General features: G+C 66.1%; 21 protein-coding genes. 11 read left to right on the forward strand and 10 right to left on the reverse strand.

Annotation, left to right across the window (positions count from 1 at the left end):
- Nucleotides 1-568: 568 nt before the first annotated feature.
- The gene (locus tag F3J15_RS18925; RefSeq protein WP_166893392.1) at nt 569-1,585 is read right to left on the reverse strand and encodes an AraC family transcriptional regulator; all 1,017 of its coding nucleotides are present in this window, start codon (nt 1,583-1,585) and stop codon (nt 569-571) included.
- Between the two features lie 125 nt (nt 1,586-1,710).
- Nucleotides 1,711-2,835, reverse strand: a complete 1,125-nt coding sequence (locus F3J15_RS18930; protein ID WP_166893393.1) for an MBL fold metallo-hydrolase — start codon at nt 2,833-2,835, stop codon at nt 1,711-1,713.
- Nucleotides 2,836-2,918: 83 nt separating this feature from the next.
- Here F3J15_RS18930 and F3J15_RS18935 point away from each other — a divergent pair, with 83 nt between their 5' ends.
- Together F3J15_RS18935 and F3J15_RS18940 are read left to right on the forward strand one after the other, a co-directional pair.
- The gene (locus F3J15_RS18935; RefSeq protein ID WP_166893395.1) at nt 2,919-3,572 is read left to right on the forward strand and encodes a TetR/AcrR family transcriptional regulator; all 654 of its coding nucleotides are present in this window, start codon (nt 2,919-2,921) and stop codon (nt 3,570-3,572) included.
- 194 nt (nt 3,573-3,766) lie between these two features.
- Nucleotides 3,767-4,258 (forward strand): NAD(P)H-dependent oxidoreductase, encoded by a 492-nt coding sequence (locus F3J15_RS18940; protein WP_069249914.1) that lies wholly within the window; start codon nt 3,767-3,769, stop codon nt 4,256-4,258.
- A 94-nt stretch (nt 4,259-4,352) separates the two neighbouring features.
- On the opposite strand, the gene F3J15_RS18945 is transcribed toward F3J15_RS18940, so the two are convergent.
- On the reverse strand, nt 4,353-4,937 hold the full coding sequence (locus F3J15_RS18945; protein ID WP_166893424.1) for a DUF2889 domain-containing protein: 585 nt from the start codon (nt 4,935-4,937) through the stop codon (nt 4,353-4,355).
- Nucleotides 4,938-5,667: 730 nt separating this feature from the next.
- Between F3J15_RS18945 and F3J15_RS18950 the strand changes: the two genes are divergently transcribed.
- Nucleotides 5,668-6,330, forward strand: a complete 663-nt coding sequence (locus F3J15_RS18950; protein ID WP_166893397.1) for a ProQ/FinO family protein — start codon at nt 5,668-5,670, stop codon at nt 6,328-6,330.
- Nucleotides 6,331-6,831: 501 nt separating this feature from the next.
- Entirely contained in the window at nt 6,832-7,893 is a 1,062-nt protein-coding gene (locus F3J15_RS18955) for a DMT family transporter (protein WP_166893399.1), read from the forward strand.
- A 120-nt stretch (nt 7,894-8,013) separates the two neighbouring features.
- On the opposite strand, the gene F3J15_RS18960 is transcribed toward F3J15_RS18955, so the two are convergent.
- The 4 genes from F3J15_RS18960 to F3J15_RS18975 all read right to left on the reverse strand — a co-directional run bounded on the left by F3J15_RS18960 (nt 8,014) and on the right by F3J15_RS18975 (nt 10,522).
- The gene (locus tag F3J15_RS18960; RefSeq protein WP_166893401.1) at nt 8,014-8,379 is read right to left on the reverse strand and encodes a bleomycin resistance protein; all 366 of its coding nucleotides are present in this window, start codon (nt 8,377-8,379) and stop codon (nt 8,014-8,016) included.
- Between the two features lie 59 nt (nt 8,380-8,438).
- A complete protein-coding gene (locus F3J15_RS18965; protein ID WP_166893403.1) occupies nt 8,439-9,029 on the reverse strand; it encodes a nitrogen fixation protein NifQ in 591 nt (196 codons plus the stop codon).
- An 84-nt stretch (nt 9,030-9,113) separates the two neighbouring features.
- Complete coding sequence (locus tag F3J15_RS18970; RefSeq protein WP_069249909.1) at nt 9,114-9,539, reverse strand: TOBE domain-containing protein; 426 nt, start codon at nt 9,537-9,539, stop codon at nt 9,114-9,116.
- 293 nt (nt 9,540-9,832) lie between these two features.
- Entirely contained in the window at nt 9,833-10,522 is a 690-nt protein-coding gene (locus F3J15_RS18975) for a TetR/AcrR family transcriptional regulator (RefSeq protein WP_089486771.1), read from the reverse strand.
- Nucleotides 10,523-10,676: 154 nt separating this feature from the next.
- Between F3J15_RS18975 and F3J15_RS18980 the strand changes: the two genes are divergently transcribed.
- The 7 genes from F3J15_RS18980 (at nt 10,677) to F3J15_RS19010 (ending at nt 18,166) form a co-directional block, all read left to right on the forward strand.
- Nucleotides 10,677-12,245: a bifunctional 3-(3-hydroxy-phenyl)propionate/3-hydroxycinnamic acid hydroxylase gene (locus F3J15_RS18980; RefSeq protein ID WP_166893406.1), complete on the forward strand. Its 1,569-nt coding sequence runs from the start codon at nt 10,677-10,679 to the stop codon at nt 12,243-12,245.
- An 11-nt stretch (nt 12,246-12,256) separates the two neighbouring features.
- On the forward strand, nt 12,257-13,159 hold the full coding sequence (locus F3J15_RS18985; RefSeq protein ID WP_166893407.1) for a VOC family protein: 903 nt from the start codon (nt 12,257-12,259) through the stop codon (nt 13,157-13,159).
- Nucleotides 13,160-13,212: 53 nt separating this feature from the next.
- The gene (locus tag F3J15_RS18990) at nt 13,213-14,058 is read left to right on the forward strand and encodes an alpha/beta hydrolase (protein ID WP_166893409.1); all 846 of its coding nucleotides are present in this window, start codon (nt 13,213-13,215) and stop codon (nt 14,056-14,058) included.
- Between the two features lie 53 nt (nt 14,059-14,111).
- Nucleotides 14,112-14,900, forward strand: coding sequence for a fumarylacetoacetate hydrolase family protein (locus F3J15_RS18995; protein WP_166893411.1), 789 nt, complete (start codon nt 14,112-14,114; stop codon nt 14,898-14,900).
- Nucleotides 14,901-14,908: 8 nt separating this feature from the next.
- Nucleotides 14,909-15,856 carry an acetaldehyde dehydrogenase (acetylating) gene (locus tag F3J15_RS19000; protein WP_166893413.1) on the forward strand — a complete coding sequence of 316 codons (948 nt, stop codon included), beginning with the start codon at nt 14,909-14,911 and terminating at the stop codon, nt 15,854-15,856.
- A 13-nt stretch (nt 15,857-15,869) separates the two neighbouring features.
- The gene (gene dmpG, locus F3J15_RS19005) at nt 15,870-16,892 is read left to right on the forward strand and encodes a 4-hydroxy-2-oxovalerate aldolase (protein ID WP_166893415.1); all 1,023 of its coding nucleotides are present in this window, start codon (nt 15,870-15,872) and stop codon (nt 16,890-16,892) included.
- 164 nt (nt 16,893-17,056) lie between these two features.
- Complete coding sequence (locus F3J15_RS19010) at nt 17,057-18,166, forward strand: porin (protein WP_240159067.1); 1,110 nt, start codon at nt 17,057-17,059, stop codon at nt 18,164-18,166.
- Nucleotides 18,167-18,181: 15 nt separating this feature from the next.
- On the opposite strand, the gene F3J15_RS19015 is transcribed toward F3J15_RS19010, so the two are convergent.
- Genes F3J15_RS19015 through F3J15_RS19025 form a run of 3 tightly spaced genes read right to left on the reverse strand, consistent with a single transcriptional unit; the run spans nt 18,182 to nt 20,869 of the window.
- Nucleotides 18,182-19,699: an efflux transporter outer membrane subunit gene (locus F3J15_RS19015; RefSeq protein ID WP_166893417.1), complete on the reverse strand. Its 1,518-nt coding sequence runs from the start codon at nt 19,697-19,699 to the stop codon at nt 18,182-18,184.
- Entirely contained in the window at nt 19,696-20,655 is a 960-nt protein-coding gene (locus F3J15_RS19020; protein ID WP_166893419.1) for an HlyD family secretion protein, read from the reverse strand. Before F3J15_RS19020 ends, F3J15_RS19015 begins: the two co-directional genes overlap by 4 nt.
- Nucleotide 20,656: 1 nt before the next feature.
- Entirely contained in the window at nt 20,657-20,869 is a 213-nt protein-coding gene (locus tag F3J15_RS19025; protein WP_011350409.1) for a DUF1656 domain-containing protein, read from the reverse strand.
- Nucleotides 20,870-21,057 lie beyond the last annotated feature (188 nt).

The following is a 21,057-nucleotide window of genomic DNA, read 5'->3' on the forward strand; positions in this document are numbered from 1 at the left end:
ACGGTAAGGAGGCACTGAAAATTGTATCATTAGATACGTAATACGTAGTATTCAAGACGTCTTTGTTGGGCTGATATCGAGCTGAATCGAAGTGAGGCGAATCCGATACCTCACGACACGAACCAGAACACTCATATCCGGTGCCTGCGCTGATCTCTCAGCGAGAGTTGTCACGTGACAACGCACACTCTCACCGCGCGAATCGTTGGGCTGCAACGAGGCGCGAGACTTCCGGCACTGGAGAGTACGTGGCCGAGCGACAGGAGGGCACTAAGGCGACTTGGTTGCAGAGGAGCCAAAGCCCCCATCAGTTCATGAGGTCGGTATGAGACGACTCGTCTCCCGCCGATGGAACACTTGCGAGTTCGGGTGCTGGTCGGACCGCTCGATACTCAAATCGAAATTCGCGGCGGGCTGCCTGGCAATCAATCCGGCGGTCAGCAACAAGCGCGTATCCCGCTGCGCTCGTCCGGCTCAACCGGATCGACCTTTCACGTGGAGAGTCGATGCGACCCGTCTACGGATACCACCAAACACGGATCCTGCATCTCAAGTACCGTCCCCGCGATCAATACGTCGTGGCCACCGACAGAACAACATCCGCTCCACTTCGTAGGCTATCGATATCTCTCCGCGGAGAATTACCGAACAACCGGCTGTATTCGCGATTGAACTGAGTCGGGCTCGCATATCCGACCCTGAACGATGCCGACGCGGCATCGAGCCGCTCGGACAGCATCAGTCGACGTGCTTCGTTTAGCCGTATCCATTTCTGGTACTGCAGCGGACTCATGCCGGTGAGCTGGCGGAAGTGGTGGTGAAAGGTCGAGCTGCTCATTTGTACCTGCGCCGCCAGATCGTCGACCCGAAGCGACTCGTCGTAATGGGTCCGCAACCACTGGATCGCCCGCGACACGCGGTTGCCCTGACTGCCGGCGGACGCAATCTGGCGCAGACGCGCGCCCTGGTCGCTCGTCAGCAGCCGGTAATAGATTTCCCGCTCGACGTACGGTGCAAGAACTGCAATGGCATTCGGATCATCCAGCAACGCCAGCAAGCGATTCACTGCGTCGTAGAGCGGTTCGTTCATATCCCCGACGACGAGGCCGCGGCCGGCAGGGGCTTCCTCGTGATCCGCTGCGACCTGCGCCATCAGTTCAGCCATGACCCGAAAATCAAGCTTGAGCCCGATTCCGAGAAACGGCCTTTCGCGGCTGGCCTCGATGATCTGCGTCGAACCGGGCAAGTCGAGAGACGTGATCAGAAAGCGGTTGGCGTCGCAGAGATACACATCGCCGCTCTGAATGAGCCGCTTCGTGCCTTGGACGACGAGACCGAAGCTCGGCTCGACCATGCAGTCCATCGGCTGCGTTGTCGCCTCCCTTCGATGGAGGCTCAGGTTCGGAATGGCCGTGGTGAGGTGATCGACGTCATCCGTCCATCTCGCGACGCGCTCTGCGAGCGTTTGCCGCAGGTCGTTCTCCCGGCTATGGCTCGTCGATCGGGGGACTGCCGGGTTGAATGCGGCGATGGTGGCGTCGTCGACGGGTTGGCCTGGTGCGTATCGGACGGGTGTCGGAGGCATGACTTCTCTACTCAGGTAATCGGGTCTACAGACAACCCGTCGACGTGCGGGTACGCCGGCAACGCGCCTGCCGGAGTCGCGACATTGCCGCGCTCCGGGGAAAAAATGTACAACGATGGTGGGTTTTACTTCGTGGCCTGCGACGCGCAAAGCGTCCAGCGGCGCGATTTCGTGGCAACGGACGTCACGCGCTCGTCGACCGTGCGCCACCACCGCTCGCCGCGATGCGGTTCGTCGAGTGCGAGGCGTTCGCCCATCCTGGGCGTCGACAGATCGACGCCTCGCACGATCGCCAGCGCCGTGACGCGCTCGAATGGTTCCTGCCAGCGATGCATCGCGAGATCGAACGTGCCGTTGTGAATCGGGACCAGCCAGCGACCGCGCAAATCGATGTGCGCCTGCACGGTCTCTTCCGGCTGCATGTGCACGTACGGCCATTGCGCGTCGTAGGCGCCTGTTTCGATCAGCGTGACATCGAACGGCCCGAGGCGCTCGCCGATCGTCCGGAAACCGTCGAAGTAGCCGGTGTCGCCGCTGAAGAACACGCGCAAGTCGTCGTCGACGATGACCCAGGACGCCCACAGCGTGCTGTTGCCGTCGAACAGGCTGCGCCCGGAAAAGTGCTGGGCAGGTGTCGCGGTCAGCGTCAGGCCGGCGACGTCGACGCTCTGCCACCAGTCGAGCTGACGGATTTTGTTCGCGTCGATGCCCCATTCGATCAGGCGGTCGCCGACACCCAGCGTTGTCACGAACACGCCAGTGGTTGCCGCGAGCGCGAGCACCGTGTCGCGGTCGAGATGATCGTAGTGATCGTGCGACAGGATCACGCCGCGCAGCGGCGGAAGATCTTCAAGCGCGATCGGCGGCGCATGGAAACGCTTCGGCCCGACGCGCCGAAACGGCGACGCGCGCTCGGCGAACACGGGATCGGTCAGCCAGAATTCGCCGCGCAGCTTGAGCAGCAGCGTCGAATGGCCAAGCCGGTACAGGCTGCGATCGGGGGCAGCGTCGAGTTCCGCGCGCGTCAGCGAATCGACGGGTAGCCGCCCTGCGGGCACGGTATTGCGCGGCTTGTTGAACAGCACGTTCCAGGCGATCCCGAGCGTCTTGCCCAACCCCTCGACCGGACGGGGCGCGACATTGCTGAAACGCTCGCCATTGTGCTGCGGCGAGCCGCCAGACAGTGCGCGGCCGCGCCGGGCGGCCGCCAAACCCAGAATGCGATGAATCAAAACGAGAGGCGATGCCATGTCGGTTCGTCCGGAATAGAAAGTACACTAAACAGTGTAGTTTATTTCTGGGATAAGTAAACTACCCGGTGTAAAATTTCTGAATGGATACCAGCACTCCCCCTCAGCGCCTGACCGATCGAAAGCGCGCGGCCATCGTCGACGCGGCCATCGAGGAATTTCTCGCGTCGGGTTACGACGCGACCAGCATGGACCGCATTGCTGCGCGTGCCGACGTGTCGAAGCGCACGGTCTATAACCACTTCCCGGGCAAGGAAACGTTGTTCGCCGCCATCCTGCAAAAAATGTGGGATGCGACCCGGACAGGCAGTTCGCCCACCTATCGTGCCGATGTGCCCCTGCGCGAACAATTGCTTGCGTTGCTGGATCGCAAAATGCGCCTGCTCAGCGACGAGGCATTTCTGTCGCTCGCACGCGTCGCGATCGGTGCGGCCATCCATTCGCCGGAACGTGCGCGTGACATGGTCGAGCGCCTCGGCGAACGCGAGGAAGACATGACAGTCTGGGTGCGGACGGCCGCGGCCGCCGGACGCCTGTCGGTCACCGATCCGGTGTTTGCCGCGCACCAGTTGCACGGTGTCGTGAAGGTATTCGCGTTCTGGCCGCAGGTAACGATGGGCCAGCCGCCGCTCGCGGCGCCCGAGCAACAAAAAGTCGCTGAATCCGCTGCCGACATGTTTCTCGCGTACTACGCGCAACCGGAACGCGCCGACGCATCGCGCGACGCAACGGACTGATCGTGTATCCGGTCGAACTTGCGCGAATCGAGCCTGGCGCGACGTGCACGATCGATACGTGCCTCGCAACGACGAGCCGGCAAACCGGCAGATCCGCGCAAGCGAATGCGGGATTGCCTCATCGGGTCTCCGGCCATTCAGCGGAAATCGGCGATGCCGTCAGCGCACCTGAAACCGAACGTGAGTAACGACGAATGAAGACGCTGTTGATCGTCTATCACACGATGACCGGAGGCACGCAACAGATGGCCGAAGCGGCCGCCGGCGCTGCGCGCGAGCAAACCGGCGTCGACGTGAGGCTGCAGCGCGCCGATGCGACGAGCGCGGACGACGTGCTGGCCGCCGACGCCTATCTGTTCGCCACACCGGAGAATCTCGCGGCAATGTCGGGGCTGATGAAGGATTTCTTCGACCGCTGCTACTACGCGGCGCTCGATCGCGTGAACGGCCGCCCGTATGCGGTGATGATCTGTGCAGGAAGCGACGGGCAGAACGCGCTGCGCCAGATCGACCGGATCGCGACCGGATGGCGGTTGAAGAACGTGGCACCGGGCCTGATCGTCTGCACGCACGCGCAGACGCCGGAACGCATCCTCGCGGCGAAGACGATCGACGCCGGCGATCTCGCGCGCTGCGCCGAATTGGGCGCCGGTCTTGCAGCGGGGCTTGCACTGGGCGTTTTTTGATCGCAGGCGCTGCAACTGCGACGACTGCTCGACGCACGTTTGTGCACGCCACGCACGCATTCTGTCGGTACGGCACCGGCAGAATGCCGGGCCTTTAGCTGCGCTTTGCCGTCTCCGAAGGCCGGTGATATTCGGGCCAAAGACGTTTCACGAGATCGCGCGATGCGCCATAGGCATGGCAGCTGTCGATCTTGAGCGGCTTTCCGTCGCTGTCGCGCGCCTCGAGCGATGACTTCCGCATGCCGACCATCGTCTGATAGGCCGTGGTGGCGATCGGGCCGAGCAACTCCTTCAGGTGGGTGCACGTATCGCAGGACGGCAGGCGTTTGCGAATCTCGCTGTTCCACCCCGCGCCGATGCTCAGTCCGACGAGCGCCTGCAGCGAGTCGCCGCCGCCCGGGCACTGCGCATACGGATGCGACCGGAGGAACGTGGATACGGCGCGGACGACCATGTCGGCGTCGAAGACCAGTGTCACGCCGAGGTCGTGGATCGGCGACAGCGCAGCGACCGTTCGCGTGCCGCCCGGCGGCGTGAAATCAAAGGTTTTGCGGTCCGAGAGGCAGGCCGTTACTTCGAACCGGCCGTCGCTGCGCCGATAGCCGCGCATATCGATCTGCCGATGGTGAATCTCCTCGCGCATGATGCCGTCGTGCGGGATGTCGTGTGGGGGAACCATGTATCTGCTCCGTTTTGTACAACCGGTTCGTTCTTTTGGCTGGCAAGCGTGATGCCGGCGGCTCGCCCGTGGGGCCAGGCGAAACGGGCCGAGGTACGCTGCCGACGACATCGAACCGGCCATACTACGCACTTTTCGGCCGCTTCGTGCGCCACGGGATGGGTGCGGACGCAACGAGTCGTGTGCGGGCACCGATGCTTTCGAATGGGCACGGCGCTTGCGCCGATTCGTCGCCGTGATCTTTGATTCGCACGCGGCCGACGCCGCTAACCGGGATGCAGAATCGCAGCCGGGGCCCGCGACGCACCGATACGGCACGATCGCATTCGACGTCCCGAGACGGAATACCACGTGTCGGACGTCGATCATTACTGCCGGGGCAATCGCAGCACGGAAAATGGCCCCGATTTCCGCCAACGAGAGTGAACGGCGTGACTTCCGGAAACGTATCCATATAATGCGCAACACGACCGCATGGACGCATTTCCGGTACCCCGAATCAGGCCAATGCAGACCAGTGAGTCAACCGGCCGCCGCGCGTACCGGTATACTTCCACTCCTGCCTTGTCCGGCATCGTGGCCGGGTGCCTGAAAACAGAGTGGCGTGCGCGATGCGGCCCCGTCGTATTCCGCATCGGCGGCAGACGGGTCGCACGCATGGCGGCGAAGCTTGTGCGCCGCGCGGCATGGCCGCACGAACCACACCTTATATTCCTGGTGGATTGAATTTATGGGTTTTGAACAACTTGCCGAATTGCGGGCGCAGCTCGCAGCGAAGGCCAAGCAGGAGCGCAACGCGAAGCGGCCGGCAGCGCCGGCGGACACCGGCGCGAAGCCGAAGTCCGGCGACCAGCCGCAGCGTGGCGCCAAGCCGGCTGCGGCCGGCGGCAAAGCAGCGCACCGCGCGAAGCCGGCTTCGGCGAAGCCGGCGGCGCCGGTCGATCCGGTCATCGTTGCGATCGGCAAACTGCAGCGCAAGTTTCCGCGTGCGTTCCCGAAGAATCCGGCCCCCAAAGTGCCGCTCAAGGTCGGTATCTGGGACGACCTCGCACGTGAAGCACAGGCCGTCGGGCTCAACGAAGCCGAACTGCGTGAAGCGATGTCGACGTGGTGCCGTGGCAACCGTTACTGGTCGTGCCTCGTCGAAGACGCCGTGCGGGTCGATCTGCAGGGTAACGAAGCAGGGCGTGTCACGCACGACGACGCAGCGCGGGCGCGCCGGCTGAAGGCACGCCGCCCCGGCAAGGGCGCGACACAAGCGGCCAAGGGCGCGCCGCAGCAGCCGAAGGCCGAACACCCGGCCGAGGCCGCCGCCGAGCCGCAACCGGCCAACGTGGAAGCGCAAGCCGACGCAGCGCCGCAGGTCGAGCAGCAAACGGCCGGAAACGCGTAATCCGCACCGCGCCGCTGCATATCGCACGGCGCAGTCCCGCAGGCACATCGCCCGCGGTGAATGACACGACGGACTGACCTGCCTCGACCGAGGCAGGTCAGGACTGCTCCCACCGGTGCTCGACGTGCCGGGCTCTTACCTGTCCCACCTCGAACAGACCACGCGACCGGACGAAGAAAGTTCGCCGATCGACGCTGCACGCGCGTTGTTTCGATTGTGTCGTTTGCGCATGGACGGTACGCATGCCCCGAATACGGCAACGCGTCGTTCAATTAATTCGTTTTCCTAACATAGAGGCATGCTGTAACCACTGACTGGCGCGTGGACGTTTGCGACCGGTCATCGTGACATGATGACGCGCGATAATCTCGCCGAGGCCGTCAGGTCGCGCGCAAGCTGGCCGCCTGCGATGCAGCTTGCATTGCGAAAGGTACGACAAGCCCTCCGCGACGCGACCCGCTGCGACGGCCGGCGCCCTTCAACGTCAATTCAAACCGGATCATGCACTCGAGACATTCCGCGATTCTCGTCGCGCTCACCGCTGCCGCGCTGTTCGGCGCCGCGACACCGCTCGCCAAGGCGCTGATCGGCGCGATGTCGCCGTTCATGGTCGCCGGCCTGTTCTATCTCGGCAGCGGCGTCGGGCTCGGTATGGGTATCCTGTTTCGCCGCCTGCACAACCGGCACGCACCGACCGCAGGCGCCGCGCCGCTGCAGCGTGCAGACCTGCCTTGGCTGGCCGGCGCGATTGCGGCGGGTGGAGTGGCCGGCCCGGCTTTGCTGATGCTCGGGCTGTCGAGCACGCCAGCAGCGACGAGCGCGTTGCTGCTCAATCTCGAGGGCGTGCTGACGGCTGTCATCGCGTGGGTCGTGTTTCGCGAGAACGTGGATTCGCAGGTGTTCCTCGGGATGGTCGCGATCGTCGCCGGCGGCACGCTGCTGTCGTGGACGCCGGGCCAGGTCGGCGTGCCGGTCGGCGCGTTGCTGATCGTCGGCGCATGCCTGTGCTGGGCGGTCGACAACAACCTGACCCGCAACGTGGCCGCGAACGACGCGATGGTCATCGCGTGCGCGAAGGGGCTGATCGCCGGACCCGTGAACATCGGCATCGCGCTGGCGACCGGCGCGACGCTTCCGGCTGTCCCGGTCACGGCTGCCGCGATGCTGACGGGGCTCGGCGGCTACGGGATCAGCCTCGTGCTGTTCGTCGTCGCATTGCGTCATCTCGGCAGCGCGCGCACGGGCGCCTATTTCTCGATCGCGCCGCTGTTCGGCGTCGTGCTGTCGCTGCTGATCTGGCCCGCGCTGCCGCCCGCGACGTTCTGGATCGCGGCCGCGCTGATGGCGCTCGGTATCTGGCTTCACGTTCGCGAACGGCATGAACACACGCACACGCACGAGCAGCTCGAGCACACGCATCGGCATCGGCACGACGAACACCACCAGCATGCGCACGATTTTGCGTACGACGGCAACGAACCGCACACGCATCCGCACGTGCATCTGCCGGTCACGCACAGCCATGCGCATTTTCCGGACATTCATCACCGGCACCGGCATTGACCGCGTCACGAACAGCAGGCGATACGGTTTGCAAGGTAACCGTTTATGGGGCGTGCGTTGCATCGCGCGCGCATCTGTTTGCAGCGCCGCCCGAGCGCGACCGCAGCAGCGGGGGCGAGCCTAGTCTTCGGTCTGGATCAGCCGGATCAGCGAACCATCCGGATCGATCAGTGCGCCGACCGTGCCGCCCCAGGCTTCGCAAGTCGGCCGGTGCGCGCGTGGCCAGCCGGTCGCCTGCTCCGGAATGCCGGCTGCGAGCACGTCGTCGAAGAACCTGCCGACGTCCGCGAGCCGGAAGCAGCAACTGAACCAGCTCGTCGCCGGATCGAGTTCGGGGTGCGGAAAGAATTCCAGCAACAGGTCGCCGCGCTTGAGGATCATCCAGCCGTCATCGCGCCAGGTCTCGGCGAACCCCAGTTTTTCGTAGAACCGGGACGTGATTTCGAAATCGCGCGACGGCAGGTTGGGGCTTGCAATGTCGGTCATGGCGGGTTCTCCGGATGGCGACGCGGCGACTCGAATGGGCAGACCGCCCGCCGCGGTGGTTATCGCGCGTGCGGAAAGCAAAAGCCGAAATCCTCGCAGCCCGGGCACCCGGGGGCAGGGCCCGGCGGCACATCGAGCGAGGCGGCCACTTCCTGTGCGAGGAATTTCTTCCAGCGCAGGTGAGCGATGTTGCGCGCAGCAAGCGCGGGGAAATAGCGATCGAGCATCGCGGATACCGCGCCACGCCCGTCAAGCCCGAGATCGCGCCACAGATGATCGGGGCGCAGGCAGGCGTGCGCGATGATCGACGCGAGACAGCCGGCGTCGTCGCGGTCGGCGGCGGGATTCGCGTCGTTCATCAGCCGCGTGTGCAGCGTTGCGACGAACGCCGCGTGAGTGGATGGCAGCACTGCCATCGCGGCCGTTGGCGCGAGCGCTGCGACATCGGCCGCAGGCAGGCGCGGAAACTGCCGCGTCAGCAGGCCGGCCAATTGACGATGAGACAGGCCGAGCAGCCCGAGTTCATCACGGCGCGCGCGTGCCGCAACGAGTGCGCCGAACAGGCGTGCATCGGGTGTGTCGGCACTGGCCGTTGCGGACAGCAACGACTGCAGCGCCCGTTGCCGAGCGTGATCGAACGCGGTTGTCATCGCACGCATCCCACCGGCAGCCGCACGGCGCGATTCGTGTGAATGCGCCGCGCCAAACGGATCGCCATCGCGATCGTCATGCGTTCACTCGACGCCGACGATCACGCTCGATGCCTTGAAGATCGCGGACGCAGCCGTGCCGCTCGCGAGGCCGAGGCGATCGACGCTGTCGTTGGTGACGATCGCGACGATCTCGGCGCCGCCCGCTGCCTTGATCACGACTTCCGAATTGACCGCGCCTTTCGCGACCGACGATACGGTGCCCGCGACGCAGTTGCGGGCCGACACCTTGCTGCTGTCGACGTCGACCATCACGATCACCGACGACGCCTTCACGAGCGCGAATGCCTTCGAGCCGGCCGCGAGGCCCAGCGAAGCCGCGCTGCCGTGGGTGATCACGGCGACGATGTCGAGGCCGTCCTGCGTGCGGAGCGTGATTTCGTCGTTGACGGCACCGGTCTTGACGGCGCTGACCTGGCCGGCGAAATGGTTGCGGGCGCTGGTTCGCATGGTGGATCTCCGGAAAATGAGCCGCCCGGCGGGCGGTGGGTAAGAGACGGGAAATTGCGGACGAGTTTACCTTCAATGCCGGCGAAATGCGGCTCGGGTTTGCGATGCCCGGCATTCCGGTTGCGAACGGTCGCTCGATTGCCCGGCGGGCATTCGCCGGAAGCTTCCGGCCGGCCTCCGGGCGGCCTCGCGCGCAGCGCCCGGCGAGTCGCGCGGCGGCGTCACGGTCGCCCCGCAATCCATGCTGCGCTGCGGGACGACGCGTAGCGCGCTGCCGTTCGCGGCCAGCGCGCCTAGCTGCGCTTCGATGCGCTGCGCGGCGCCGCGGCCTGACGCGAAGCCGTCTTGCGGGCCGGGGTGGCTCGCGTCTCGCCCAGCGCGACGAGTGCATCGGTCAGTTGCGCCATGTGTTTCGTCATCGATCTCGGGTCGCCGGACTGCAACGAGACGAACGCGCCGTCGAAACCCATCATGCCGAAGTACGCGAGATCGTCCGCGGCGGCGGCGGTCATCCCCTTGCCATCCTGGCCGAACGCGTTGCGAATCATTTCGCGCATGTAGTCGCGACCTTCATTCCGCACATCGACGACGGTCTGCATCGCTTCCGGCTCCGCCGCCTCGTTGCTCATGACCATCACGAACAGCAGGCGCAGGAAATTCTCGCGATGCAGGAAGACCTCGCCGGTCTTCTGCAGATACCAGCCCAGCCGCTCGCGCGGCGTGCCGTCGGGCGGGTTCGCGTGCGCATTGCGCATCGCATCGAAAAACCCCCGCGCGCCTTGCGCCATCACTTCCGCGAGCAATCCGGCCTTGGAGCCGAAGTGATGGTAGATCGCGCTCTTCGGGATGCCGGTCGCTTCGACCAGCGCAGACATCGATGTGCCGGCATAGCCATAGGCCGACATGACACGAGCCGCCGCGTCGAGGATTTCCTGGCGTGATTTCTGACCGCGCCGGTTACCGATTTGTTGTGGATTGTCCATGGCAAAAGTATACGCCTCCCAATTATTGTACCGATCGGTCCAATACGCGTTTTCCCTAGATTTTCAGTATTGGACCTATCGGTACAATTCGCCCATCGACGGCGTGGACCGTCACACCACGTGACGAACGCACTACAGGAGAAGGAGACACCCCATGACTCACGAGTACGACGCCGACGTTGCGATCGTTGGCTATGGTCCGACCGGCGTCATCGCCGCGCTCACGCTGGCCCGGCACGGCATTTCCTGCGTGGCGTTCGAACGGCATCGCGAGATCTACCCGCGGGCGCGGGCGGTGACGGTCAACGACTGGACGATGCGGATCTTCCAGAATCTCGGCGTCGACGAAGCGGTGCTGAAACACATCGATCCGCAACGTGCGCTGCGCTGGATGCGCTACGACGGTACCGAGATCATGCGCATCGAACACCCGCCGTCGACGCTCGGCATCAAGCCGCGCTTCTTCAACATCTATCAGCCGACGATGGAAGCGGCCTTGCGCGAGTGCGCGGCGAAGTACGAGCGCGAGATCGACGTGCGCTACGGCTTCGAGGTGATCTCGCTGACGCAGGACGACGCGGGCGTCACCGTGCGTACGAGAAATACGGCGACCGGCGAAACGAATGACACGCGTGTGCGCTACGTGATCGGATGCGACGGCGGGAGCAGCGCGACGCGCGGCATGCTGGGCATCAAGCTGCTTGGCGATACGCTGGACGTGCAGTGGATCGTGATCGACTGCCGCGTGAAGCGCTGGTGGCCGGATCGCAACCTGCTGACCTTCTGGTCCGACAAGGAGCGGCCCGTGGTCGATATCGCGCTGTCCGGCGGCAATCATCGCTGGGAGCTTCCGCTCAAGCCCGGGGAAAGCGAAGCCGATTTCGCGACCCACGAGCAGGTCTGGCCGCTGCTGAAGGCGCTTGGCGTAAGCGAGGACGACGTCGAGATCCATCAGTATGCGTTCTACCGGCATCACACGCGCATGGCCGATACGTGGCGTGCCGGCCGCGCGTTTCTCGCCGGCGACGCCGCGCACCTGATGCCGCCATGGGCCGGCGCGGGCATGCAGACCGGCATGCGCGATGCTTTCGACCTCGGCTGGAAACTTTCCGGTGTGCTGAACGGTACGTTGTCCGAAGATTTTCTCGATGCCTACGAGACGGAACGCCGGCCGAACGCGACGTTCTACACGCAGCTTGCCGTTCAACTCGGCCGCATCATCAAGCAGGAACTGTCGGAGGACGAGCAGGCAGCCCTTGCCGCGCCGCCCTGCCCGGACGCGCCTGAACCACCGTTGATTGCGCCGCCCGTGCTCGCGGCCGGATGGCTGCGCGGCCCGCTCGGCGATGAGAGCGTCGTCGGCCGGATGGTGCCGCAGCCGGTGGTGGGTGACAACCGCGGCGCGATGGCGCGGCTGGACGACCTGCTGGGTGACGGCTTCGTACTCCTTGGCGACGACGTCGATCCGGCCAGCCTGCTCAGCGCCGACGAAAAGTCGGCGTGGGACCGGCTGGGCGCGCGCTACATCGCCGTGCGCCAGCAAGATGAACATACGCAGGGGCCCGACGAATTCGTCGATCTCGACGGCGTGCTGCAGCCGTGGATGCGCAAGTTCGGCGCGCGCGCGGTCGCGCTGCGCCCGGACCGGTTCGTCGCGGCCGCCGACGTGAGCGGTCTCGCCGTACCCGATCGCACCGTCAGCCGATGCGGGACGAATCAATGAAGGAGAGCAGGATGAGTACAGTGACGGAACTCGGATACGTCGGCATCGAGGCAAGCGATCTTGCCGCGTGGGAACGCTTCGCGACCGGCCTGCTCGGCATGCAGGTCGGCAGCCGCACCGACGACATGCTGGGCTTGCGGATGGACGGCGCGGCGCATCGCTGGATCGTCGTCCGGGGCGGGGCCGACGATCTCGCGTTCACCGGCTTCGGTTGCGAGACGGACGCGGATCTCGATGCGATCGTCGGCCGGCTGCGCGCGGCCGGCAACGAAGTCGTCGAGGGTGATGATCAGTTGTGCGCGCAACGGTCGGTTCGCCGCCTCGCCGTGACGACCGATCCGCTGGGCAACCGCGTCGAACTCTATGTCGGGCTGGCCGCCGCCGATACGCCGTTCGAGTCCCCGCAACGCGTGTCGCGCTTCGTTACCGGCGGAATCGGCGCGGGCCATCAGGTGCTGATCGAGAACGGCGCGGACCGTCGTGTGCTCGTCGACTGGTACGGGCTGCTCGGCTTTCGCATGACTGACGTCATCGACGAGGAGGTGGCGCCCGGCATCGTGGCCAGCGTGGCGTTCCTGCACTGCAACCCGCGTCACCACTCGGTCGCGTTCGCGAACATGCCGTTCGGCAAGCGCATGCATCACTTCATGATCGAGGCGGCCGAGCTCGGCGACGTCGGGCTCGCGCATGATCGCTGCCTCGAAGCGAAGCAGCCGCTCGAGATGAGCCTCGGCATGCACCCCAACGACCGGATGTTCAGTTTCTACGTGCGTACGCCGTCGGGCTTCAACGTCGAGTTCGGCTGGGGCGGGCTCGTCATCGACGAATCCAGCTGGGAAGTGCAGCACCTGGACCGGCTCAGTACCTGGGGGCACTGCCCTCCGCACGTCGTCGCGGACCTGCTGCGCGGCTGACGCCGCGCGCTCGGGCGCGACACACCTCAATCACTTTCGGGAAGGAAACCATCATGGCGCTTACCCAGGCTCAGACCAGCCGCACCGTCAAGACGCGGGACTGGCAACTTCATTACCACGAGGCCGGCAGCGGTCATCCGGTGATCCTGCTGCACGGCAGCGGCCCGGGCGCGACGGGATGGAGCAACTTCAGCGGCAATATCGACGCACTCGCGAAGCGGTTCCACGTGTACGCCGTCGACATGCCCGGCTGGGGGCAATCGGATCCGGCGACGGTCGAGCAGCTCGACCACGTTGACGCGGCGATCCAGTTCATGGATGCGCTGGGCATCGAGCGGGCCGCTTTCGTCGGCAATTCGATGGGTGGCCAGACGTCGCTGCGGCTCGCGACCGAGCATCCGGAACGCATCACGCACCTCGTGACGATGGGGCCGCCGGTCGGGCGCATGCCGACGCTGTTCGGCGCGGGCGACGGCCCGTCCGAAGGGCTCAAGGTACTGATCCAGGCGTACCGCGATCCGTCGCCGGAGCACATGCGCCGGCTGGTGGAGATCATGGTGTACGACAAGGCGCGCTTCGCGACAGCGGAACTGTGCCAGGCCCGATCGGATGCCGCGCTGCTGCGCCCCGAGCACCTGAGCAACTACGTGGCGGGGCTGCCGGCCGGCGCGCCGCTCCCGAAGTGGGTGAAGCCCGAGCTGCTGCCCGCGATCAAGACGCCCACGCTGCTGATCCACGGCCGCGACGATCGCGTGGTGTCGTTCGAGACGTCGCTGTATCTGCTCGCGAACATTCCGGATTCGCGTCTCGTGCTCCTGAACCGCTGCGGGCACTGGGCAATGATCGAGCATCCGGACGAGTTCAACCGCCTGGTCGCCGATTTCATCGCGAACGCGTGATGGGTATGCGCGATTCCAGTCCACCACCGACCGAGTGCGGGAGAACCTTGAAGATGCCGGATTCCGAAGTCATCGACACGCTGGCCGCGCGCCTTCGCCACGCGGAGGCGCAATGCAGGGCGACCGAACCGGTGCGCGCCGAGATCGCAGCGGACGACGGAGCGGTCGCATATGCGGTGCAGCAAGCCAACGTCGACCTGCGGGTCCGCAACGGCGAGCGCATCGTGGGGCGCAAGATCGGCCTGACGTCACTCGCGGTGCAGCGGCAGCTCGGCGTGGACCAGCCCGATTTCGGCACGCTGTTCGCGTCGATGGCGGCCGGCGATGCCGAACCGATGCGACTGCCGCAGCTGATCCAGCCGAAGGTCGAAGCGGAGATCGCACTCGTGCTCGAGCACGACCTCGTGCACGAGAAGCATACGTTCGCCGACCTGCAGCGTGCGTGCGCGTATGCGCTTGCGGCGGTCGAGATCGTCGACAGCCGGATTGCCGACTGGGACATCCGCTTCGTCGACACCGTCGCGGACAACGCATCGAGCGCGCGCTTCGTGCTCGGCAGCCGGCCCGTGCCGCTGAAGGACGTCGATCTCGCGGGCTGCGAGATGACGCTGTCCTTGGACGGCAACGTGCTGTCGCGCGGCAACGGCGCCGCCTGCCTCGGCAATCCGCTGAACGCGGCCGCGTGGCTCGCCGACCGCATGGTGCGGCTCGGCACGCCGCTGCGTACGGGCGACGTGATCCTGACCGGCGCGCTCGGGCCGATGGTCGCCGTCCGGGCGGCGGGCACGTTCGTCGCGGAGGTTGCCGGCCTCGGCAGCGTGCGCGCGACTTTCATCGATTGAGGACTTTCATGAGCCATCCGAAACTCAAGGCCGCGATCATCGGCTCGGGCAACATCGGCACCGACCTGATGATCAAGATCATGCGGCATGCGCGGCATCTCGACGTTGCCGCGATGGTCGGCATCGACCCGGCGTCCGACGGCCTCGCGCGGGCGGCGCGCTTGGGCGTCGCGACGACGCACGAAGGCGTCGAGGGCCTGGCGCGATTGCCGGTGTTCGACGATATCGACTTCGTGTTCGATGCGACGTCGGCCGGCGCGCACGTGAAGAACGACGCATTCCTGCGCACGCTGAAGCCCGGCATTCGCTGCGTCGACCTGACACCCGCGGCGATCGGCCCGTACTGCGTGCCGGTCGTCAATCTCGATGCGCATCTCGACGCACCGAACGTGAACATGGTCACGTGCGGCGGCCAGGCGACGATTCCGATGGTCGCGGCCGTATCGCGCGTCGCGAAGGCGCACTACGCGGAGATCGTCGCGTCGATCAGCAGCAAGTCGGCCGGGCCCGGCACCCGCGCGAACATCGACGAATTCACCGAGACGACGTCGAAGGCGATCGAGGCGGTGGGCGGCGCGGCGCACGGCAAGGCCATCATCATCCTGAATCCGGCCGAGCCGCCGGTGATGATGCGCGACACCGTCTATGTGCTGTCGGAGTTGGCCGACGAAGCGCGGATCGCCGCGTCGGTGGACGAGATGGCCCGCGCGGTACAGGCATACGTGCCGGGTTATCGACTGAAGCAGGCGGTGCAGTTCGACGTGATCCCGGCATCCGCACCGCTCGACATACCGGGCCTCGGCCGCATGAGCGGGCTGAAGACGTCGATCTTCATCGAGGTCGAGGGCGCCGCGCACTACCTGCCGGCGTATGCGGGCAATCTCGACATCATGACGTCCGCCGCGCTCGCGACCGCCGAGCGCATGGCGCAGTCGCTGCAGCGCGCGAGCGCGTAACAGGGCCTTCATCATGAGCAAGAAACTTTACATCTCCGACGTCACGTTGCGCGACGGCATGCATGCGATCCGGCATCGGTATTCGGTCGACGACGTGCAGGCGATCGCCCGCGCGCTCGATGCCGCGAAGGTCGACAGCATCGAGGTCGCACACGGCGACGGCCTGCAAGGATCGAGCTTCAACTACGGGTTCGGTGCGCATGGCGATCCTGAATGGATCGCGGCCGCGGCAGACGTCGTCACGCATGCGAAGATCGCGACGCTGCTGATTCCTGGCATCGGTACGATCCACGACCTGCAAGCCGCATACGATGCGGGCGCACGCGTCGTGCGTGTCGCGACGCACTGCACCGAGGCCGATATCTCGAAGCAGCACATCGAGCATGCGCGCGCACTCGGCATGGACACGGTCGGCTTCCTGATGATGAGCCACATGACGGCGCCGGACCGGCTGGCCGTCGAGGCGAAGAAAATGGAAAGCTACGGCGCGACCTGCATCTATGTGGTCGATTCCGGCGGCGCGATGAACATGAACGACGTACGCGACCGCTTCCGCGCGATCAAGGCCGTGCTGAATCCCGACACGCAGACGGGCATGCATGCGCACCACAACCTGAGCCTCGGCGTCGCGAACTCGATCGTCGCCGTCGAGGAAGGCTGCGACCGGATCGATGCGAGTCTGGCCGGCATGGGGGCAGGCGCCGGCAATGCGCCGCTCGAAGTGTTCGTCGCGGCGGCCGAGCGACTGGGCTGGCATCACGGCACGGATCTGCACCTGTTGATGGATGCGGCCGACGATATCGTGCGCCCGTTGCAGGATCGGCCGGTTCGCGTGGATCGCGAGACGCTCGCGCTCGGCTATGCCGGCGTCTATTCGAGCTTCCTTCGCCACGCGGAAGCGGCGGCGCGGAAGTACGGGCTGAAGGCGGTCGATATTCTCGTCGAGCTCGGCAAGCGGCGGATGGTCGGCGGGCAGGAGGACATGATCGTCGACGTCGCGCTGGATCTGCTCGATTCGCGTTCCACAGCGCAATAGCGGTTCGATCGGCAGGAGGCGTGCCTGTCCGGGCAGGACAGGCACCGCCGGCAAGGGCGGAATTCGTTTCACGCGAGCCCGCATGCATCGTTTCGATGCGGCAGCACGAAAACAATAATCAACATAACTAAATAAACCGGAAATCAGGTCAATGGAGACGAGCAATGAAAAAGGTGGTCTGGATGGGAATCGCGCTGGGCGCTGCGGCATGCGCGCACGACGCGCAGGCGGGAACGGGTAGCAGCGTCACGCTGTATGGCTTTCTGGATGCGGGCATCACCTACGTCAGCAATTCGGGTGGACACGGCAACCTGAAGTTCGACGACGGCATCATGGCGCCCAATCTGCTGGGTATCAGGGGGGACGAGGATCTCGGTGGCGGCACGCACGCGGTCTTCGATCTCGTCAGCCAGATCGCGGTCGGCACGGGGGCGATCCAGCCGCCCGGCAAAGGCCTGTTCGGGCGCAACGCATGGGTCGGGTTGACCGACAACCGGTTCGGGTCGATCAAGTTCGGCAACCAGTACGACTTCATGATCGACGCGCTGTTTTTTGGGCGTACCGATGCGGCGTTTGCGGTCGGCGGCCTGTACGGTTTTCGCGCGGGCCCGTTCCAGAAGATCGCGCTTCCGTACAACCCGCCTTACGCGGCGCAGTTCGACTGGGACCGGATGTCCGGCCAGACGGTGACGAACTCGGTCAAGTATCAGTCGCCGTCCATCGCCGGTTTCCGGATGGGCGCGATGGTTGGATTCGGTGGCGTGCCCGGATCGCTGGGTAGTGGAAACAGCGTCAGCGCCGGCCTGAATTACGATCATGGCGCATTCGGCGCTGCCGCCGCGTTCACCGAGGTCAAGTATCTGCAGCCGGGCGGGCCGCAAGTCGGCATCCGCAACTGGGGCGTCGGCGCGCGCTACGATTTCGGCCAGCTCGCGATGAACGCGCTCGTCACGACCGTGCGAAACGGCGCGAACGGCGGGGCGATTGCCCAGGGCCAACTGGGGGCGACGTTCCTCGTCACGCCCGCGCTGCAGCTCGGCGCGAGCTACCTGTACATGAAGGGCAACGCGTACCTCGAGAACCATCACGCGCATCAGCTGAGCGCGTCGGTGGACTACTTTCTGTCCAAGCGGACCACCGTGTACGCGGTGGCCGTGTACCAGCGCGCGAACGCCGACGCGCAGGCACTCGTCAGCGGCATCATCGACCCGAACGGCACCGCCAGCGGCCCGAATCAGCTGCTGGCGCGTGTCGGGGTGCAGACGCGCTTCTAGGTCTGCGTCGGCGGGTTACTCGGCTGCGGTGACGGCGGCCGAGGCTGCCGATGCACTGCTCGCCGGCGCCTGCTTCGACTTCGGCTTCGACGCGTCGGGCGCCGCATCGTCATCCCAGCCGCCGCCGAGCGCGAGGAAGAGCCGAACCTGGTCGGTCGCGACCTGGCCTTCGGCGGCTGACACCTGCGCCTGCGCGCTCGTCAGCGTGCGCGTCGCGTCGAGATCGGAGATGAACGACTCGCGGCCGGCCAGATAGAGGCGATGCGTTTCGTCGGCGGAATTGCGGGCCGATTCGTAGGCCGTGCGCAGCGCTTCCGTGCGCTGCACGTCGGCCGCATAGGTCGCGAGGCTCGACTGCGTTTCACGCAGCGCGTTCAGCACGACGCCGTCGAAATGCGCGAGCGCGCCGCCCGTCGCGGCTTCGGCCTCGCGTACGCGCGCACGCTGGCCGTTGACCGGGAACGACCAGCTGATCAGAGGGCCGAACGACCAGCGATTCGTCGTGGACGAGAACAGGTCGGCGGCGACACCGACCGAGCCGGCCGACGCGCCGATGCTGATCGACGGGTACAGCGCGGCGGTCGCCACGCCGATGCGTGCGGTCGCGGCCGCGAGTTGCCGCTCTGCTGCGCGCACGTCGGGGCGGCGGCGCAGCAGCGCGGCGCCGTCACCGATCGGAATCGGCTGGCGCAGCTTCGGCAGGCGCTCGCATTCGGCAACGGCCTTCGGCAGGTCGGCGGGCGAGCGCGCGAGCAGCGCGGCGAGTTGATATTGCGCGACCTTGCGGCGGCCTTCGAAGCGCGGGATATCGGCGGCGAGGGTGCGCACCTGCGTCACGCCGCGCGTCACGTCGGTCTGGTTGCCGCGCCCGGCATCGCGCAGCCGCTGCGACAACGCGACGCGCTGCTTCTGCAGCGCGAGCGACTGCTTCGCGACAGCCAGCTCGTCGCCGGCCGAACACGATTCGACGTATGCACGCACGACGTCGGCGACGACCGTGATGCGCGCCAGGTCGCCGGCGGCCCTGACGGCCTCGCTGTCCGCGCGCGCGGCTTCGACGCCGCGCCGCAGCTTGCCGAACAGGTCGATCTCATACGACACGTTGATGCCGACCGCGCCTTCGTTGACGACCGGCAGCTTGTTCTCGAGCAGGTATTGCTCGGCCGATTCCTGGGCGCGCTGCACGGCGGCTTCCGCGCGGCCCGAGAAGCCGCCCTGCTGGCTTGCGACTTCTAGTGCCGCACGCGAGCGCGCGAGGTTGGCCGCGGCGACGCGCAGGTCGGTGTTCGACTTCAGTGCATCGCGCACGAGCCCGTTGAGCACGGGATCGTCGTAGAGCTGCCACCAGTTGCCGGGCACGGCGTCGCGCGACACGAGCGTGCCGTTTGCATCGTCGAGCGCATGGTTCGCGAGCGGCGCATTCACGTACGCCTGCTGCGGCAGCGTGTAATCGGGGCCGACGGACTTGCACGCGCCGAGTGCGAGCGCAAGCGGCGCGAGCGTCGCGGCGAGGCGCAGACCGTGCCGCTTCATCGCGATGCTCCTGCCGCGCTGGCGGCCGACGAAGTGCCGGCCGCCGCCGACGCGCCGGCGGCTGGCTTCGCGTTTTCCTTGCGGCGCGTGTCGGCTTCGCGCATCGAGACGGTCGCGGTCCGGCCCGCGATCATCCGGAAATCGTCGGGCACTTCGTCGAGCACGACGCGCACCGGCACGCGCTGCGCGAGCCGCACCCAGCTGAATGCCGGGTTCACGTTCGGCAGCAGGTTCGCGCCCTGCGTGCGGTCGCGATCCTCGATCGCGGCGACGATGCTCTGCACGTGGCCGCGCAGCGCACGCGGCTCGCCCATCACGATGATGTCGACCGGCTGGCCGATGTGGATGCCGCGCAGCTTGGTTTCCTCGAAGTAGCCGTCGACCCGGAACGAATTGCGGTCGACGACCGACAGCACCGCGCGGCCGGCCGGCACGTATTCGCCGACGCGCGGCGCGCGGTCGTTCAGGTAGCCGTCCACGGGACTGACGATCGTCGTGCGCTGCAGGTTCAGCTTCGCGGTGTCGAGCGACACCTGCGCATCGGCGACGGCGGCTTCGCCCTGTTCGACGCGCGTGCGGCTTTCCTCGACCTGTTCGCTCGCAACCAGGTTGCCGAGCTGCAGGTTGCGGGCGTACTCGCGCTTCGCCTGCGCGAGCGTCGCGCGGCGCTGCGCGAGCGTGGCTTCGGCGAGCCGTTCCGCGAGCGCGTAGCGCGCCTGGTCGATCACGAACAGCACCTGGCCGCGCTTGACCTCCTGGTTGTCGGCGACCTGCACCGACGTGATGAGGCCCGCCACGTCCGGCGCGACCTGGATCACGTCGGCGCGCACGTGACCGTCGCGGGTCCACGGCGAGAACATGTAGTAGTTGACGATGCGCCACAGCACGATGGCCGCCACGACGACGACGATCAGGGTGAGCAGGATTTGCCCTGCCGAGAGCCAGGTTTTTTTCACGTTAGGTAGCCACGAGATGGTGGGACACGATCACGACGGCGGCAAACACGAATACGTAGATGCCGAGGTCGAAGATCGAACGGTGCCAGACGAGGCGGTAGAAGCCGACGCGCTCGAGCACGGCGCGCACGACGATGTTGATCAGGTAGGCGATCAGCATCAGCACGAGCGGGGCCGGCACGAATACGCCGAAGATGTCGATTTCGCCGATCATGGTCGCGGTCGGAAAGACGGATGGGAAAGCGGGATCATGCGCGTGCTCCGTCCGGCGCCTGCGGCGGCTGCCCGGCCGCGGCCGGATACAGCGACAGGCGCAGGCCGACGAGCGCGTGCAGCGTGTCGCGCAGCCGGCGATGCATGGCGGGCGTGGCCGGTGCGGTGGGCGCCGTGCCGTCGTCGGCC

The sequence above is a fragment of the Burkholderia sp. Ap-955 genome (assembly GCF_011753045.1).
Lineage (GTDB): Bacteria > Pseudomonadota > Gammaproteobacteria > Burkholderiales > Burkholderiaceae > Burkholderia > Burkholderia lata_D.

Coding starts and splice junctions, on each gene's coding strand:
- F3J15_RS18930 (WP_166893393.1), bottom strand. CDS start 2,835: ATGGCATCGCCTCTCGTTTTGATTCATCGCATTCTGGGTTTGGCGGCC.
- F3J15_RS19010 (WP_240159067.1), top strand. CDS start 17,057: ATGAAAAAGGTGGTCTGGATGGGAATCGCGCTGGGCGCTGCGGCATGC.
- dmpG (WP_166893415.1), top strand. CDS start 15,870: ATGAGCAAGAAACTTTACATCTCCGACGTCACGTTGCGCGACGGCATG.
- F3J15_RS18985 (WP_166893407.1), top strand. CDS start 12,257: ATGAGTACAGTGACGGAACTCGGATACGTCGGCATCGAGGCAAGCGAT.
- F3J15_RS19000 (WP_166893413.1), top strand. CDS start 14,909: ATGAGCCATCCGAAACTCAAGGCCGCGATCATCGGCTCGGGCAACATC.
- F3J15_RS19025 (WP_011350409.1), bottom strand. CDS start 20,869: ATGATCGGCGAAATCGACATCTTCGGCGTATTCGTGCCGGCCCCGCTC.
- F3J15_RS18925 (WP_166893392.1), bottom strand. CDS start 1,585: ATGCCTCCGACACCCGTCCGATACGCACCAGGCCAACCCGTCGACGAC.
- F3J15_RS18960 (WP_166893401.1), bottom strand. CDS start 8,379: ATGACCGACATTGCAAGCCCCAACCTGCCGTCGCGCGATTTCGAAATC.
- F3J15_RS18955 (WP_166893399.1), top strand. CDS start 6,832: ATGCACTCGAGACATTCCGCGATTCTCGTCGCGCTCACCGCTGCCGCG.
- F3J15_RS19015 (WP_166893417.1), bottom strand. CDS start 19,699: ATGAAGCGGCACGGTCTGCGCCTCGCCGCGACGCTCGCGCCGCTTGCG.
- F3J15_RS18945 (WP_166893424.1), bottom strand. CDS start 4,937: ATGGTTCCCCCACACGACATCCCGCACGACGGCATCATGCGCGAGGAG.
- F3J15_RS18995 (WP_166893411.1), top strand. CDS start 14,112: ATGCCGGATTCCGAAGTCATCGACACGCTGGCCGCGCGCCTTCGCCAC.
- F3J15_RS18975 (WP_089486771.1), bottom strand. CDS start 10,522: ATGGACAATCCACAACAAATCGGTAACCGGCGCGGTCAGAAATCACGC.
- F3J15_RS18970 (WP_069249909.1), bottom strand. CDS start 9,539: ATGCGAACCAGCGCCCGCAACCATTTCGCCGGCCAGGTCAGCGCCGTC.
- F3J15_RS18990 (WP_166893409.1), top strand. CDS start 13,213: ATGGCGCTTACCCAGGCTCAGACCAGCCGCACCGTCAAGACGCGGGAC.
- F3J15_RS18965 (WP_166893403.1), bottom strand. CDS start 9,029: ATGACAACCGCGTTCGATCACGCTCGGCAACGGGCGCTGCAGTCGTTG.
- F3J15_RS18935 (WP_166893395.1), top strand. CDS start 2,919: ATGGATACCAGCACTCCCCCTCAGCGCCTGACCGATCGAAAGCGCGCG.
- F3J15_RS18950 (WP_166893397.1), top strand. CDS start 5,668: ATGGGTTTTGAACAACTTGCCGAATTGCGGGCGCAGCTCGCAGCGAAG.
- F3J15_RS18940 (WP_069249914.1), top strand. CDS start 3,767: ATGAAGACGCTGTTGATCGTCTATCACACGATGACCGGAGGCACGCAA.
- F3J15_RS18980 (WP_166893406.1), top strand. CDS start 10,677: ATGACTCACGAGTACGACGCCGACGTTGCGATCGTTGGCTATGGTCCG.